General features: G+C 72.3%; 14 protein-coding genes. 7 read left to right on the forward strand and 7 right to left on the reverse strand.

Going from position 1 to position 13,834, the window contains the following annotated elements:
- Nucleotides 1–102 precede the first annotated feature (102 nt).
- The 4 genes from ACFQ6X_RS23915 to ACFQ6X_RS23930 are packed head-to-tail and all read left to right on the forward strand — an operon-like array spanning nt 103 to nt 4,186.
- Nucleotides 103–1,059 (forward strand): alpha/beta hydrolase, encoded by a 957-nt coding sequence (locus tag ACFQ6X_RS23915; protein WP_383184391.1) that lies wholly within the window; start codon nt 103–105, stop codon nt 1,057–1,059.
- On the forward strand, nt 1,052–2,212 hold the full coding sequence (locus ACFQ6X_RS23920; protein ID WP_383184392.1) for an acyltransferase: 1,161 nt from the start codon (nt 1,052–1,054) through the stop codon (nt 2,210–2,212). Before ACFQ6X_RS23915 ends, ACFQ6X_RS23920 begins: the two co-directional genes overlap by 8 nt.
- A 10-nt stretch (nt 2,213–2,222) precedes the next feature.
- A complete protein-coding gene (locus ACFQ6X_RS23925; protein ID WP_383184393.1) occupies nt 2,223–3,521 on the forward strand; it encodes a sensor histidine kinase in 1,299 nt (432 codons plus the stop codon).
- Nucleotides 3,518–4,186, forward strand: coding sequence for a response regulator (locus ACFQ6X_RS23930; protein WP_383184394.1), 669 nt, complete (start codon nt 3,518–3,520; stop codon nt 4,184–4,186). The genes ACFQ6X_RS23925 and ACFQ6X_RS23930 overlap by 4 nt, the downstream gene beginning before the upstream one ends.
- A 45-nt stretch (nt 4,187–4,231) precedes the next feature.
- Here ACFQ6X_RS23930 and ACFQ6X_RS23935 read toward each other — a convergent pair whose 3' ends face one another.
- From ACFQ6X_RS23935 to ACFQ6X_RS23950, 4 genes are all read right to left on the reverse strand, one after another.
- Nucleotides 4,232–5,383: a serine hydrolase domain-containing protein gene (locus ACFQ6X_RS23935; protein WP_383184395.1), complete on the reverse strand. Its 1,152-nt coding sequence runs from the start codon at nt 5,381–5,383 to the stop codon at nt 4,232–4,234.
- Between the two features lie 92 nt (nt 5,384–5,475).
- On the reverse strand, nt 5,476–6,051 hold the full coding sequence (locus tag ACFQ6X_RS23940; RefSeq protein ID WP_383184396.1) for a histidine phosphatase family protein: 576 nt from the start codon (nt 6,049–6,051) through the stop codon (nt 5,476–5,478).
- A gap of 69 nt (nt 6,052–6,120) precedes the next feature.
- A complete protein-coding gene (locus ACFQ6X_RS23945) occupies nt 6,121–6,627 on the reverse strand; it encodes a GNAT family N-acetyltransferase (RefSeq protein WP_383184397.1) in 507 nt (168 codons plus the stop codon).
- Nucleotides 6,624–8,093 carry a PLP-dependent aminotransferase family protein gene (locus ACFQ6X_RS23950; protein ID WP_383184398.1) on the reverse strand — a complete coding sequence of 490 codons (1,470 nt, stop codon included), beginning with the start codon at nt 8,091–8,093 and terminating at the stop codon, nt 6,624–6,626. Before ACFQ6X_RS23950 ends, ACFQ6X_RS23945 begins: the two co-directional genes overlap by 4 nt.
- On the opposite strand from ACFQ6X_RS23950, the gene ACFQ6X_RS23955 reads away from it, so the two are divergent.
- Both ACFQ6X_RS23955 and ACFQ6X_RS23960 read left to right on the forward strand, forming a co-directional pair.
- Complete coding sequence (locus ACFQ6X_RS23955; RefSeq protein ID WP_383184399.1) at nt 8,092–9,066, forward strand: DMT family transporter; 975 nt, start codon at nt 8,092–8,094, stop codon at nt 9,064–9,066. The two genes, ACFQ6X_RS23950 and ACFQ6X_RS23955, sit on opposite strands and share 2 nt — an antisense overlap.
- A 42-nt stretch (nt 9,067–9,108) precedes the next feature.
- Nucleotides 9,109–9,312 carry a DUF1918 domain-containing protein gene (locus tag ACFQ6X_RS23960; protein WP_383184400.1) on the forward strand — a complete coding sequence of 68 codons (204 nt, stop codon included), beginning with the start codon at nt 9,109–9,111 and terminating at the stop codon, nt 9,310–9,312.
- A 58-nt stretch (nt 9,313–9,370) separates the two neighbouring features.
- On the opposite strand, the gene ACFQ6X_RS23965 is transcribed toward ACFQ6X_RS23960, so the two are convergent.
- Nucleotides 9,371–10,624 (reverse strand): glycoside hydrolase family 10 protein, encoded by a 1,254-nt coding sequence (locus ACFQ6X_RS23965; protein ID WP_383184401.1) that lies wholly within the window; start codon nt 10,622–10,624, stop codon nt 9,371–9,373.
- A 211-nt stretch (nt 10,625–10,835) separates the two neighbouring features.
- On the opposite strand from ACFQ6X_RS23965, the gene ACFQ6X_RS23970 reads away from it, so the two are divergent.
- The gene (locus tag ACFQ6X_RS23970) at nt 10,836–11,696 is read left to right on the forward strand and encodes a 3-hydroxybutyryl-CoA dehydrogenase (protein ID WP_383184402.1); all 861 of its coding nucleotides are present in this window, start codon (nt 10,836–10,838) and stop codon (nt 11,694–11,696) included.
- A gap of 100 nt (nt 11,697–11,796) precedes the next feature.
- On the opposite strand, the gene ACFQ6X_RS23975 is transcribed toward ACFQ6X_RS23970, so the two are convergent.
- Nucleotides 11,797–12,327 carry an NUDIX hydrolase gene (locus ACFQ6X_RS23975; RefSeq protein ID WP_351172831.1) on the reverse strand — a complete coding sequence of 177 codons (531 nt, stop codon included), beginning with the start codon at nt 12,325–12,327 and terminating at the stop codon, nt 11,797–11,799.
- An 87-nt stretch (nt 12,328–12,414) separates the two neighbouring features.
- Nucleotides 12,415–13,755 carry a transcriptional regulator gene (locus ACFQ6X_RS23980; RefSeq protein ID WP_383184403.1) on the reverse strand — a complete coding sequence of 447 codons (1,341 nt, stop codon included), beginning with the start codon at nt 13,753–13,755 and terminating at the stop codon, nt 12,415–12,417.
- Nucleotides 13,756–13,834 lie beyond the last annotated feature (79 nt).

Genomic DNA, 13,834 nt, shown 5'->3' on the forward strand with positions numbered 1-13,834 from the left:
CTACGTGACAGGTGGGCTCCTCAGCGGGACGCCGACCACACGGGGCGGTCCATAGCTTCGGTACCGGATTCATCAGGCACATCCGGTACGGAAGGACCACCCATGGCGTCCCGCCCACGCAGCAGCCGTTTGCGTCGCGCGTTGCTCTCCGCGCTCGTCACCGCGTCCGTGGCACTGCCGGTTTCGGGGGCGGCCCGCCCCGCCGCTGTTCCGGCACCCGCACCGGCGGCCCTCGGCCCGCTGGACACCGCGGCCCCGGACGCGCTGGCGGCGCGGTACACGGCGAACCGTGACGGCATCAGGGCGGCCGAGCGCATGGCCGCCAGGAACGGGGACCGGCAGCGCGCCGCTTCGCTGCGGGACATGGCCGGGTCAGCCCGGCACTTCCTCACGTTCGACGGGCGCGACGGCGGCCGCACCGCCGAGGTCTTCGGGGATCTGTCCCGGGCCGGACGGATCGCCGTACTGGTACCGGGCGCGGGCGTCGACCTCGACCACTACTGGCGTTTACGGCGCGATGCCGAGGCGCTTCTCGGGGAGCTGGGCAGCGGGTCGGCCGTCGTCGCCTGGCTCGGGTACCGGACTCCGGTCACGGTGAGCCCCGGGGCACTGACCTCGGGCCGGGCCGTCGAAGCGGCACCTCAACTGACGTCCTTCGTACGGGAGCTGACTGCGGCGCAGCCTGCCGCCCGGGTCTCGGTGCTCTGCCACTCCTACGGTTCCGTCGTCTGCGCCCGTGCGGCGTCCCGGCTCGATGTCGCGGAGATCGTGCTGTACGGCAGTCCCGGCACCGGCGCCGAGAGCGCCGCCTCGCTGCACACCCGGGCCACCGTCCGGGCCGGCCGGGGCGGTGACGACTGGATCGCGGACGTACCCCACATACGGGTGCGACTGCCGTTCGTCACGGTCGGGTTCGGTACCGACCCGGTCTCGCCGGAGTTCGGCGCCGAGGTCTTCGACGCGGGCGACGGCGGACACAGCGACTACCTGAAGCCCGGATCGGTCTCGCTGCGCAGCATCGGCCGGATCGTCGCGGGGACGGCGGGCCGTCATGCGTGAGCTCGTGCGGCGTATCGAGTCCGCGACGCCTCCGGACCGCGACCGTGCGCTCGACGCCCTGCGCGGCCTCGCCATCCTGGGCGTGGTGTGCGGCCACTGGCTGGTGACGGCTCTGGTCGCCGACAGCGGCACGGTGCACGGTGCGAGTCCGCTCCAGTACATGCCGCAGTTCACCCCGGTCTCCTGGGTGTTCCAGACGCTCGCGGTCTTCTTCCTGGTGGGCGGGCACGTGGGAGCCAAGGGCTATGCCTCCGCCCGGGCGAGGGGCGAGTCCTACGGGCGGTGGCTGCGGGCCCGGATGGGGCGGCTGTTCCGGCCGGTCGCCGTCGTCCTGGTGGTGTGGGCCGTGGCGGCGTGCGTGATGCTGGCCTCCGGGGTGGACCAGGACACCGTGCGCGCGCTGGTCAAGCTGGTGTGGTCGCCGCTGTGGTTCCTGCTGGTCTTCGCGGCGCTGACGGCGGCGACCCCGCTCGTGGCGCGGCTGCATCCGCTGTGGCCGCTCGCCGTGGTCCTCCACGTCGACCTGATCCGCCTGGGCCTCGACGGCCCGGACGCCCTGGGCAGGGTCAACGTGGCGGCGGGCTGGCTGGTCCCGTACTGCCTGGGCGCCGCCTGGGCGCGGGGCGGGCTGCGCAGCCGCCGGACCGGTTGGGCGCTTCTGCTCGGGGGCGCGGCGGCAACCGCGGGGCTCGTCCTGTTCGCCGGCTATCCGGCGTCCATGGTCGGGGTGCCCGGCGGCGAGCTGTCCAACCTCGACCCGCCGACGCTCGCGGTCGTCACGTTCGGTCTCGCCCAGTGCGGGGCGGCGCTGCTGCTGCTCGGACCGCTGCGCCGGGTCCTGGCGCGGCCCGCCGTCTGGGCGGCCGTGGCGCTGGTGAACCTGTCCGCGATGACCGTCTTCCTGTGGCACCAGACCGCGATGATCGTGGTCACTTCGACCGTCCTGTTCGCCGGCGGCCCGTTGCCCGGTCTGCACACCGTGCCCGACGGCCCCCTCTGGGTCCTCGCACGGCTGGCCTGGCTGCCGGTCTTCGCCCTGGTGCTGCTGGTGCTCCGGCACGCCTTCGGTGCGTACGAACAGGGGCGGAGCAGCGGATCGACGGTCGTACGCAGGAGTTCCCCCGCCCTGATCCAGGAGTCACGACGTGCTTAAGGTGGAGAACATGACGGGGTGGGCGGGGGTCGGGGCGGGCGGGCGACGGCTGGCGGCCGCTCTGCGGGGGCTGCCGCGCACGCTGCGCGAGGATCTGTGGACCTCGCCCGTCGATCCGGTACCGCCACCGGGCCGGCCGGGCGCACCGATATGGCGGCCGGTGTTCGGAATGCTGCTGGCGACCGTCGCGTCGGCGATCACGCTGTTCCATGTGTACGACCTGATACCGCACGGCTCCGGCATCCCCGTGTACGCGGTTCTTCTCGCCGTGCTCCAGTCGGCGGCGCTGATCTCCGGTATGGCCCGGCCGCTGTACGCCTGGTGGGCGTCGCTCGGGCTCATGGTCGTGAGCGTGCGGCTCGCCGAGCCGGTGCTGGGGCCCGACGAGCTGTTCCCGTGGACCATGCCCGAAATCGCCCTGCAGAGCGGTGCGTTGTTCCTGCTGGCGCTCCGGGTCCGGCCACGCCGGGCGGTCACCGCACTGGTGGTCAGTCTCCTGACGGGGCTTGCGGTCAGCACTTTCGCCACCCGGGCCCACAACTACGCCCTCGACCGCGCCGCCCTCGTCGTCGTCGTGGCCGTCGTGATCGGTTCCGCGCTGCGCGCCCTGCGGGTGGCGCGCACCCAGTTGGTGGAGCAGTCGGAGCTGACGGAGGAGGAGCGGGCCCGCCGCACGCTCCTGGAGGAGCGCAACCGGATCGCGCGCGAACTGCACGACGTGGTCGCCCACCACATGTCCGTGATCTCCATCCAGGCCCAGGTCGCCCCGCACCTGGTGGAGAACCCGTCGGACGAGCTCAAGGAGAACCTCGCGGGCATCCGGGAGAACGCCGTGGAGGCGCTCGCCGAACTGCGCCGCGTGCTCGGCGTACTGCGCTCGGAGGACGCACTGGCGGACGGCGTACGGCACGCGCCGCAGCCCACCCTCGACATGCTGCACGAACTGATCGGGAAGGTACGGGGCGCCGGCATCACCGTCACCGCGGAGACGGCGGGCACCCGGCGGCCGTTGCCGCCCGGCGTCGAGCTGTCGGCGTTCCGCATCGTGCAGGAGGCGCTCAGCAACGTGATGCGGCACGCCCCGGGGGCACGCGCCCGGGTGGAGGTCGGCTACCACACGGCGGCCGTCACGGTCCGGGTCACCAACTCCGCCCCGGACGTCCCGCCCGCACGGTCCGCCGGTGTCGGGCACGGGCTGCTCGGAATGAACGAACGCACCGCCATGCTGGGCGGCGAACTCACCCACGGCCCCACCCCCGGCGGGGGTTACGAAGTAGTGGCGACACTTCCCCTGGAGGAACCCGCATGACCATCCGCGTACTGATCGCCGACGACCAGATGATGGTCCGCCAGGGCTTCACGGTGCTGCTGAACGCCGAGCCCGGCATCGAGGTCGTCGGCCAGGCCGTGGACGGCGTCGACGCGGTGGAGAAGGTCGCCGAACTGGCTCCCGATGTCGTCCTGATGGACATACGGATGCCCCGTCTCGGCGGGATCGACGCGACCCGCCGCATCACCGAAGCGCCGGGCGCCACCGTCAAGGTCCTCGTCCTGACCACCTTCGACCTAGACGAGTACGTGTACGAGGCGCTGCGCGCGGGCGCCTCCGGTTTCCTGCTGAAGGACGCGTCGGCTGCCGAACTCGCGCAGGCGGTACGGGTGGTGGCGGCCGGCGACGCGCTACTCGCCCCGAACATCACCAAGCGTCTGATCGCCGAGTTCTCCCGGGCGAGCACCGCGCCGCGCGCCCCGAGCAGGGACCGTGTCGGTGATCTCACGGAACGCGAGACCGAGGTCCTGTTCCTCGTCGCGCAGGGACTGTCCAACGCGGAGATCGCCGGGCGGCTGGTCGTGGCGGAGCAGACGGTGAAGACCCATGTGAGCCGGATCCTGGTCAAGCTGGGCCTGCGCGACCGGACGCAGGCCGCGGTGTTCGCGTACGAGTCGGGGCTGGTGCGCCCGGCCGGCTACTGACCGGACGCCGCCGCGGCACGGGAACGGGGCACGCCGTTCGCCCGGTCAGAGGGACGCGTACACCGCGTCGATCAGCGCCATCTTGCGTGGGTCGTCGGCGATGTTCGCGCCCATGCGGTTCATGACGTAGCCGAGTGCGATGCCTGCCTCCGGGTCGGCGAAGCCGCAGGAACCGCCCGCCCCGTCGTGCCCGACGGCGCGGGGGTTGGGGCCGTAGGAGGCGTTCTCGCCGCTCAGCCAGAGGCCGAGGCCCAGCTCGGTGTCGTGGGCGAAGCCCGCGCCGAGCACCAGGTCCCGGCAGCTGCCCTGCCCCTCGCGGACCCGTTCCGCTGCCTTCTCGGAGAGGATCCGACGGCCGTCGATGCTGCCCCGTCCGGCGAGGATGCCGTAGAGCGCGGCGACCGCGCGGGCTGTTCCGTGGCCGTTCGCGGCGGGGATCTCGGCGGCCCGCCACTCGGGGGTGTTGGCGGCGGCCGTGCCCGTACCGGGGTTGAGCAGGGAGGCGATGGCGACCGGCTCCATCCGGGAGAAGAGCGCGGCCTGTTCACGCGAGACGCTCTTCGGCTGGACGAGCTCGGCGACCCGGTGGGCGTCCTTCTCCGGGAGACCGATGGTGAAGTCGATGTCCAGCGGGCCGGTGATCTCCTGCCGGAGGAACTCCCCGGGCAGCAGGCCGGTGATCCGGCGGACGACCTCGCCGATGAGGAAGCCGTACGAGATGGCGTGATACCCGGAGCGGGTGCCCGGCTCCCACCACGGTTCGGTCGCGGCGAGGCGGGCCGTGGTCAGCTCCCAGTCGTACAGCTCCGCCAGGGTGTGCGGATCCCGCAGGCCCGCGACGCCCGACCGGTGGGAGAGCAGATGGCGTACGGGCACGGACTCCTTGCCGGCGGCAGCGAATTCGGGCCAGTACGTGGCCACGGGAGCGTCCAGGTCGAGGAGGCCTCGGTCGACGAGGATGTGGGCGCAGAGCGCGGTCGGGCCCTTCGTCGTGGACCACACGTTGACCACGGTGTCCCGCTCCCACGGACGGGTCCGGTCCTTGTCGGCCCAGCCGCCCCAGAGGTCCACCACGGGGGAACCGTCGACGAGGACGGTGACGGCCGCACCCAGTTCGTCGCGCTCGTCGAAGTTCGCCGCGAACGCGTCGCGCACCGCCGCGAACCGGTCGTCGCAGTGGCCATGGAAGTCCGGCACGGATCACTCCTCGTCTCGGGAGCCCTCACCGTACCGACTGGTCGGACTGGCGGGAAGAAGTCGTACTCCGGGTTCCTTCGATCGGGGGGAGATCAGCGCGGAAGCGCTTCGAGGCTCAGGCTCCAGCGGCCGGGCAGCCCGGTGAGCGTGACGGTGGAGAGCGGGCGGACGTCGACGTTCCAGTACGTCGACGGCGGGGCCTTGAGCGCGTAGACGAGGGCGGCCCGGACGACGGCGGGTTCGGCTACGGCGACGATGGAGCCGTCGCACGCCGGACGGGTGTCGAGCCAGCCGCCTATCCGGGAGATGAAGGCGAGCAGCGGTTCGCCGCCGTGCGGGGCGGATCGCGGGTCGGCGAGCCAGGCGTCGACGGAGGCCGGCTCCCGGGCTGCCACGTCCGCGAGGGTCAGACCGCGCCAACGGCCCATGTCGCAGTCGCGGAGCGCGGGCTGGGCCATGGGCGCGAAGCCGAGGGCGTCACCGGTGGCGCGGCTGCGCGGTGTGGGTGAGCAGTAGCGCAGCTCGGCCGCGCCGAGCGGCACCAGGGCGTGCGCGGCGAGCTGCACCTCGTGCCAGCCCGTGTGGTCGAGCGGCCGGTCGTCGTCGAAACGCTCGGCGAGCAGGGCGGAGCTGCGCGCAGCTGCGACCAGGGAGACACGAACACTCATGGGCGCGATCGTGGAGCCGAACGCCGCGCCGGTCAAGAGGGCGGCGCGGCGGACCCCAAGCGCTTCCGGTCAGCCCACCTGGAGGCACATCCACTTTCCCGGTACTTCGAGCGGGGCGAAGCCGACCTTCGCGTAGACCCCGTGGGCGTCGTCCGTGGCGAGGAGGAACCTGCGCACGCCCGTCGGGGCCAGTCGGTCCCGGATCTCGGTGACGAGCCGGGTGCCGATTCCGTGGCCGCGGGCCGCCCGGTCGACGTACACGTCGCAGATCCAGGCGAACGAGGCGTGGTCGGTCACCACGCGGGCGTAGGCGGCCTGTTCACCCGAGGTGACGTCGTACGCGCCGAAGCTGAGGGATCCGGCTATCGCACGGTCCTGCTGCTCGCGGCTGCGGCCCAGCGCCCAGTAGGCGTCCGTGGAGAGCCAGTGGTGAATGCGGGCAGGGTCCAGCCGGGAGGGGTCGCTGGAGATCTCGTAGCGCTGCTCGAAGGCCCCTGCGGAGGAGGCGTCGGCAGAGGAGGCACCGGCAGAGGAGGCACCGGTCGCACCGGGGGCGGAGGCGTCTGTATCGGTCATGCGCGCAGGCTATCCGCCGGGCCCGGGCGGTCGAAGAGCTCGTCGCAGGCGGTGCGCAGACGCCGTACGCCCTCGGCGATCTCCGCAGGGCCGGCGACCGCGGCGAAGCTCAGCCGGATGTGACCGGCCGGGGGCTCGGCGCAGTGGTACGGGCGGCCGGGGGCGACGGCGACGCCGGCCCGCAGGGCGGCGGAGACCAGGGCAGGCTCGTCGGCCCCCGGCCCGGGGAGCCTGAGCCAGAGACTGCCGCCACCCGACGGCACGTGGGGCAGAGCGAGTTCGGGCAGACGGCTCCGGACCGCGGCGGTGATCGCGGTGCGGCGGCTGCCGAGCTCGGCGGCGACCGCACGCAGATGGCGTCCCCAGGCCGGTGAGCCGACGAGTTCGAGTGCGGCCTCCTGGAGCGGCCTGGGCACGAAGAAGCTGTCGACGACCTGGATGGCCCGCAGTCGCTCCAGGACGGGGCCGCGGGCCGCCAGCGCGCCGACGCGCAGGCTCGGCGAGGTGACCTTGGTGAGGGAGCGGACGTGGACGACGACACCGTCCTGGTCGTGCGCGACCAGGGGTTCGGGCAGCGGGCCGGCGTCCGCGTGGGCGAGGCGGCGGGCGAAGTCGTCCTCGACGACGAAGGCGCCGGCCTCCCGGGCGGTCCGCACGATCTGCGCACGCCGGTCCGGCCCGAGGACCGCGCCGGTCGGGTTCTGGAAGAGCGGCTGGCAGACGAAGAGCCGGGCCCCGGTGGCGCGGAACGCGGCGGCGAGAAGGTCCGGGCGTACGCCGTCGGTGTCCACCGGCACGGGCACCGGCCGCAGCCCGGTGGCGCGGGCGGCGGCGAGCATGCCGGGGTAGGTGGGCGATTCGACGAGAACGGGGGCACCGGGCGGGGCGAGGGCACGCAGTGCGGTGGCCAGCGCGCTCTGGCCCCCCGCGGTGATCAGGACGTCGGCGCCGGTGAGCGTGCCGCCGATCTCGCGGGCGAACCAGGCGCGGAGCTCGCCCAGGCCGTCGGTGGGCGGTCTCCCCCACGCTCCGGGGCGACGGCCGGCCCGGGCCAGCGCGTCGGACATGGCCCGTTCGGGCTGGAGCGAGGGGTGGAGGTAGCCGCCGTTGAACTCGATGACTCCGGGCCGCGGCGCGGCGAGCGTGACCAGTACTCCGGAGGCGTCGACGGTGCGCGGTACGACCTCGGGTCCGCTGTCGCCGCTGAGCGAGACCTCCTGCCAGGACGTGTCGCCCGGTGCGGGGGCGCCGGTGCGGGTCTCGGCCCGGAAGGCGCCGGAGCCGGGCCGGGTGACGACCAGGCCTTCGGCGGCCAGCTGCGCGACGGCCCGGGAGACGGTCACGGGGCTCACCCGGTAGCGCTCGACGAGAGCTCGGCTCGACGGGAGCTTTCCACCCGGTGAGTAGCGGTTGAGCTCCTCGCGCAGGGAACTCACCAGCTCGGCCACACTGCTACGCTCATGCATGACAGCACAGGATAGCGCTATTGCGCCCACCACGATAGCGGTCGGTCGGCATGCGGGCCGTGGCGGCGTCCTGCTCGCCGGACTCGGCGTCCTCGCCTTCTCGCTGACCTTTCCGTCCACCGTGTGGGGGCTGGAGACCTTCGGGCCCTGGTCCCTGGTCGCGCTGCGCAGCCTGGTCGCCGCTCTGATCGCCGGCGGTTTCCTGCTCGCGGGCCGGGTGCCGGTGCCGGACCGCCGCCACTGGGGCGGCCTCGCGGTCGTCGCGGGCGGTGTCGTGGTCGGGTTCCCCCTGCTGACGACGCTCGCCCTGCAGACCTCCACGACCTCGCACGCGGCCGTGGTGGTGGGGCTGCTGCCGCTGACGACCGCGCTCTTCGCGTCGTTGCGCACCGGCTCCCGGCCGCCCCGCGCCTTCTGGATCGCCGCGCTCGCCGGCGCCGCCGTGGTGATCGCCTTCACGGTCCAGCAGAGCGGCGGGGTCCTCTCCCGCGGCGATCTGTACCTGTTCGGCGCGCTGCTGGTCTGCGCGGCCGGGTACACGGAGGGCGGCAGGCTCGCCGGTGTCATGCCGGGCTGGCAGGTCGTCGGCTGGGCCCTGCTCCTCTGCCTGCCGCTCGCCGTGGCGGGCGCTGCCGTGGCGCTGCCCTTCGAGCCGGTGCGGATCACCGCGCACGGATTGGTCGGACTGGTCTGGGTCGCGGCGGGGTCGACCTTCCTCGGCCTGTACGTCTGGTACCGGGGCATGGCGGAGATCGGGGTGGCGCGGGCGAGCCAGCTCCAGCTGGCGCAGCCGCTGCTCACCCTGGTCTGGTCGTTCTTCGCGCTCGGCGAGGAGGTGCCCGCGGCCGCGCCGGTGGCGGCGGTGGCCGTGCTGGTGTGCATCGCCGTCACCCAGCGCGCGGGCAGGGGCGCAGGGCGCTCCGGGGCCCGTGGGACCGACCGCACGAGAGGCGGCTCCCGCGTCCGGTCATAGACTTGTCGACATGGACCGCCACCCCTGAGGAGGTCACTCCCGATGGAGGCACATGCGGGCGACCGGCTGCTGATGCACGGCAGGACCGTGGGACAGCACGACCGGGTCGCAGACATCATCGAAGTGCTCGGCACCGGGGGCAGCCCCCCGTACCGCCTGCGCTTCAAGGACGGGCATGAGTCGATCATGTCCCCGGGCCCCGACAGCGTCGTCCAGCACACCGCCCCCGAGGACCGGAACCGGTAACCGGGCCGCACGCGTGTGCCGAGGACCCGAGCGGGCCCCCGGCACACGCGTCCCCCGCTCAGCGAGGCGTGCGGGCCCGCACCTGGTAGTGGTCGGCGACCACGCGGGCCATGGCTCCGATCCTGTCGGCCTTCACGTGCTGGGCGGAGAAGAAGACATGGCCGCCCACCTCCGGGTGGGTGGCGGCGAGGTCGAGGTGGCGGGAGAGTTCGGCCGGGTCCTGCCAGGCGGCGGGCTGGGCGGGATCACCGGCCTTGTAGAGCGCCTCCCCCACGTACAGACCCACTCCCGTGCCCCGGACCGTCTCGGCCCACCAGGGCAGCAGCTTCGCGTAGTCGGCGGCGGCGAAGCCGATGTTCCAGTAGATCTGCGGGCAGATGTAGTCGATCCAGCCCTCCTTCACCCACGTGCGGGTGTCGGCGTACAGATCGTCGTACGTCTGCACACCCGCCCTGGTGTCCGAGCCCAGCGGATCGGTGGCGGCATTGCGCCACACCCCGAAGGGGCTGATCCCGAAGCGGACGGCCGGCTTGATCTCCTTGATCCGTTCGGCCGTCCCGCTGACGAGCAGGTCGGTGTTGTCCCGGCGCCAGGCGGCCTTGTCCGGGAAGTCCGCGCCGTACTCCTCGTACGCGGCGTCGTCGGCGAAGACCTGGCCCGCCACCGGGTAGGGGTAGAAGTAGTCGTCCCAGTGGACCCCGTCGATGTCGTAGCGGCTGACCGCGTCGAGCATCGCGTCCTGGACGAACGCCCTGACCTCGGGGAGCCCCGGGTTGTAGTAGAGCTTCCCGCCGTAGGGAAGTACCCAGTCCGGATGAAGTCTGGCCGGGTGGGTGGCGACGAGCCGTGAAGGGTCCGTGTGGTTCGCGACCCGGTACGGGTTGAACCAGGCGTGTAGTTCCAGACCGCGGGCGTGCGCTTCGCGCACCGCTGTCCCCAGCGGGTCCCAGCCCGGGTCCTGGCCCTGCACCCCGGTGAGGCACTGCGCCCACGGCTCGTACGGCGAGGGCCACAGGGCGTCGGCGGTCGGCCTCACCTGGAGGAAGACCGCGTTCAGCCGCAGCTCGACCGCACGGTCCAGATGGGCGGCCAGTTCCGCCTGCTGGGCCGCGGCGGTCAGGCCCGGGGCGGAGGGCCAGTCCAGATTGGCCACCGTCGCGATCCACACGCCCCTCAGCTCACCCGGAGCCGCCCTGCGGCGCCTGTGGGCGGAGCCGGGCCGGGGCCCGGCGACCGCGTCGCCCGCCGTCATCAGCGCGGCCACCATCCCGGCCGCACCCATCGCGAAGGATCTCCGGCCCATATGCCGCATTCATCACACCTTTCATGCGTATGTACCCTGTGCCGTTCCCGTATCGCTCCGGTCATGGCCGGTGACGCAGATCATGCCCACCCCGGGAGCTCCCGACCCGCAGGTCACCGCGGCCGGATCGCGGAGTAACGTCGTGGGGTCGAGGCGGGCACCGGAATCAGACGGGAACTGCCGCACGAAGATCAGCGAAAGGCACGAGGTGACGGACTCTATGGCCGACATTGCACGCGTCGGAGTGGTGGGCTGTGGCCAGATGGGCGCAGGCATCGCGGAGGTGTGCGCCCGCAGCGGCCTCGATGTCATGGTGGCCGAGACCACCGGCGAGGCCCTGGAAATAGGGCGTACCCGGCTGCACAACTCCCTCTCGAAGGCCGCGGAACGCGGCAAGATCACTGCGGAGGAGCGCGACGAGACACTCGGCCGCCTCAGCTTCACCACCGACCTCGGTGAGTTCGCGGACCGCGATCTCGTCATCGAGGCCGTCGTGGAGAACGAGCAGGTCAAGACCGAGATCTTCCAGGTGCTCGACCAGGTGGTGACCCGGCCGGACGCGATCCTCGCCTCGAACACCTCCTCCATCCCGCTGGTGAAGCTCGCCGTGGCGACCTCCCGGCCGGACCAGGTCATCGGCATCCACTTCTTCAACCCGGCCCCGGTGCAGAAGCTCGTCGAGCTGATCCCCGCTCTGACGACGTCGGACGAGACGATAAAGCGCGCCGAAGCCGTCGTGCAGAACGTGCTCGACAAGCACGCGATCCGCGCCCAGGACCGTTCCGGATTCGTCGTCAACGCCCTGCTGATCCCGTATCTGCTCTCGGCGATCCGGATGTTCGAGTCGGGCATCGCCAGCCGCGAGGACATCGACAACGGCATGGAGATGGGCTGCGCCCACCCGATGGGGCCGCTCAAGCTCGCCGACCTGATCGGTCTGGACACCGTGGCCTCGGTCGCCGACTCGATGTACGCGGAGTACAAGGAGCCGCTGTACGCCGCTCCCCCGCTGCTCCAGCGCATGGTCGACGCGGGCCGTCTCGGCCGCAAGACGGGCTCCGGCTTCTACCCGTACGGCTGAAATTCCCACGGCGCCGCAATCACGCGCCAGGCGCTGTACCTGTACGCGAAGGGGCCGGCCGGGACACCCCCGGCCGGCCCTTTCGCGCGTCCGTGTGCACTCAGCCCAGCTGCATGTGATGGAGCATCAGCAGACCGGCCGCCATGTTGGCCGCCGGGATCTCGCCGCGCGCGATCATGTCGGGCACGAGTTTGAGCGGTATCCACTCACGGCGCGAGGACTCGAAGCCGTCCGCCGGGGGGCCGGTGTAGGTCGCCTCCCGCGTCCAGAAGAGATGGTGCCGGGCGTCGATGAGGCCGTTGGCCGGCTCCACCGTCATCAGCGGGCGCAGTTCGCCCGGGCGCCAGCCGGTCTCCTCCTCCATCTCCCGGGCGGCCCCGGCCGCGATGTCCTCGCCGTCCTCGACGACACCCGCGGCGAGCTCCCAGCCCCAGCTGTCGGTGATGAACCGGTGCCGCCACAGCAGGAGCACCTCGTTCGCCTCGTTGACGACGGTCGCCGCGGCCACCGGCCGCAGCCGGATGAGGAAGTGCTCGAGATGCCGGCCGTCAGGGAGGACGACATCTGCCAGATTGACCCGGAACCAGCGGTTCTCATACACAGTCTGTTCGCCTAAGTTCATCCACTGCACAGTTTTGCCACCTTCCGACTGGTCGATGGCAACATCGGAGCAGGGTCAGCCCCGCAAGGGAACGTGCGGCGGCACCTCGGGCGGAGCTCACAGAGGCACGCGCAGCGCCCCGTCGATGAGGCCGGCCGCCGCTTGGGCGTCCGCGCAGCCGCTCGCGGCCAGATGTTCCCGCACGGAGCGCAGCCGGTCGCGCAGCCGCCGCGACTCCATGCCCCGGGCGCGTTCTGCCATTTCCGAGGCGGTGCGGGCCGCCTTGTCCGGCTCTCCCTGGAGCAGTTCGAGATGGGTGAGCATCGCCAGCCTGTGCACGGTGCCGCGGTCGTGCGCGGGGGAGCGTACGGCCGCCGCGGCGTGCTCCCTGGCCCCGGCGAGGTCCCCGAGCCTGAGCAGCGCCTCCGCCACCTGGACGTTGACGAGTCCCGGCTGCACGTATCCCGTCTCGTCCGGTTCGTGGCCCGGGTGGATGCGGCCGTCCTGGGACTCGGCGCGGCGGATGCACTCCAGGGCGCTGCGGTGGTCGCCGAGCTGCGCGTAGGCCTTGGCCTGCATCGCGTACAGATCGGCTGCCAGGGCCGGGGTGATGTGGGAGCCCGCGGCCCGCAGTGCCGCCTCGGCGAACGCGACGGACCGGCGGTAGTCGGCCAGGAACAGCGACTGGTTGACGAGCAGCGCGATCACATAGCCGCCGAGCCCCCGGTCCCCGCTGGCCTTGGCGAGGCGCAGCGCCTGGTGGAAGTAGCGCTGCGCGAGTCCATGGGCGTCCGAGTCGTAGGCACAGATCCCCGCGACAGCCACCAGCCCGCCCGTCGCACGGTGCAGTTGACGGCCCGTCGCGTCGCTGTACCCGCCGCGCAGGAGCGGTGCGGTCTCGGCGTTGAGGAAGCCGACGACGCGCGCCCTGGTCGCGATGCCGCCCGCCTTTCGGTACATCTGTTCGTAGTGGGCGCGGGCAGCACGCAGCATCGCTATGTCGGCCATGCTCACGCGGGACGGCCCGGGGCGGGACACATCGGCGTCCTCGGGCGGGTTCTCCCACTCCCAGACGGGCATCACCGCTGTCGTACCGGTGACAGCGGGAGCCGTGACGAGGTTCGGGCGCTGCTGTTCGTCGGAGCGCCACAGCGCGGTCGCGTGCTCGACGAATCCCGGGAGGGTCGAGCCGTGCGCGACCGTGTACGCCCCCGAGGTCCCCATACCGATGTCGTCAAGCGTGACGGGCCGGTCCAGCCGGCTGCCGAGGACCTCGCAGATGAGGTCCGGCACCTGACCGCGCGGGCGCTGGCCCTTGAGCCAGCGGGAGACCGCCGTGTGCTCGTACTTCAGGCACAGGCCTCGGGTGCGGCCTGCCTGGTTGACATGGCCGGCAAGCCCTGCGCGGGACACACCCGCTTCGTCGATCAGGGATTCGAGCAGGACGTTGGGCTCCATTGCCCCCCCCATGTGCGCGTCGCAATGACCCTAGTGGAGCACGATTCACACGGGGTGTGAACGGAATGCCCGAACCATC

The organism is Streptomyces sp. NPDC056452, assembly GCF_042796085.1.
In the GTDB taxonomy this organism is placed as follows: Bacteria; Actinomycetota; Actinomycetes; order Streptomycetales; family Streptomycetaceae; genus Streptomyces.

Bases quoted from the DNA above. Each gene is read 5' to 3' on its own strand.
- ACFQ6X_RS23915 (WP_383184391.1), top strand. From the start codon at position 103: ATGGCGTCCCGCCCACGCAGCAGCCGTTTGCGTCGCGCGTTGCTCTCC.
- ACFQ6X_RS23920 (WP_383184392.1), top strand. From the start codon at position 1,052: ATGCGTGAGCTCGTGCGGCGTATCGAGTCCGCGACGCCTCCGGACCGC.
- ACFQ6X_RS23925 (WP_383184393.1), top strand. From the start codon at position 2,223: ATGACGGGGTGGGCGGGGGTCGGGGCGGGCGGGCGACGGCTGGCGGCC.
- ACFQ6X_RS23930 (WP_383184394.1), top strand. From the start codon at position 3,518: ATGACCATCCGCGTACTGATCGCCGACGACCAGATGATGGTCCGCCAG.
- ACFQ6X_RS23940 (WP_383184396.1), bottom strand. From the start codon at position 6,051: ATGAGTGTTCGTGTCTCCCTGGTCGCAGCTGCGCGCAGCTCCGCCCTG.
- ACFQ6X_RS23945 (WP_383184397.1), bottom strand. From the start codon at position 6,627: ATGACCGATACAGACGCCTCCGCCCCCGGTGCGACCGGTGCCTCCTCT.
- ACFQ6X_RS23955 (WP_383184399.1), top strand. From the start codon at position 8,092: ATGACAGCACAGGATAGCGCTATTGCGCCCACCACGATAGCGGTCGGT.
- ACFQ6X_RS23950 (WP_383184398.1), bottom strand. From the start codon at position 8,093: ATGCATGAGCGTAGCAGTGTGGCCGAGCTGGTGAGTTCCCTGCGCGAG.
- ACFQ6X_RS23960 (WP_383184400.1), top strand. From the start codon at position 9,109: ATGGAGGCACATGCGGGCGACCGGCTGCTGATGCACGGCAGGACCGTG.
- ACFQ6X_RS23965 (WP_383184401.1), bottom strand. From the start codon at position 10,624: ATGCGGCATATGGGCCGGAGATCCTTCGCGATGGGTGCGGCCGGGATG.
- ACFQ6X_RS23970 (WP_383184402.1), top strand. From the start codon at position 10,836: ATGGCCGACATTGCACGCGTCGGAGTGGTGGGCTGTGGCCAGATGGGC.
- ACFQ6X_RS23980 (WP_383184403.1), bottom strand. From the start codon at position 13,755: ATGGAGCCCAACGTCCTGCTCGAATCCCTGATCGACGAAGCGGGTGTG.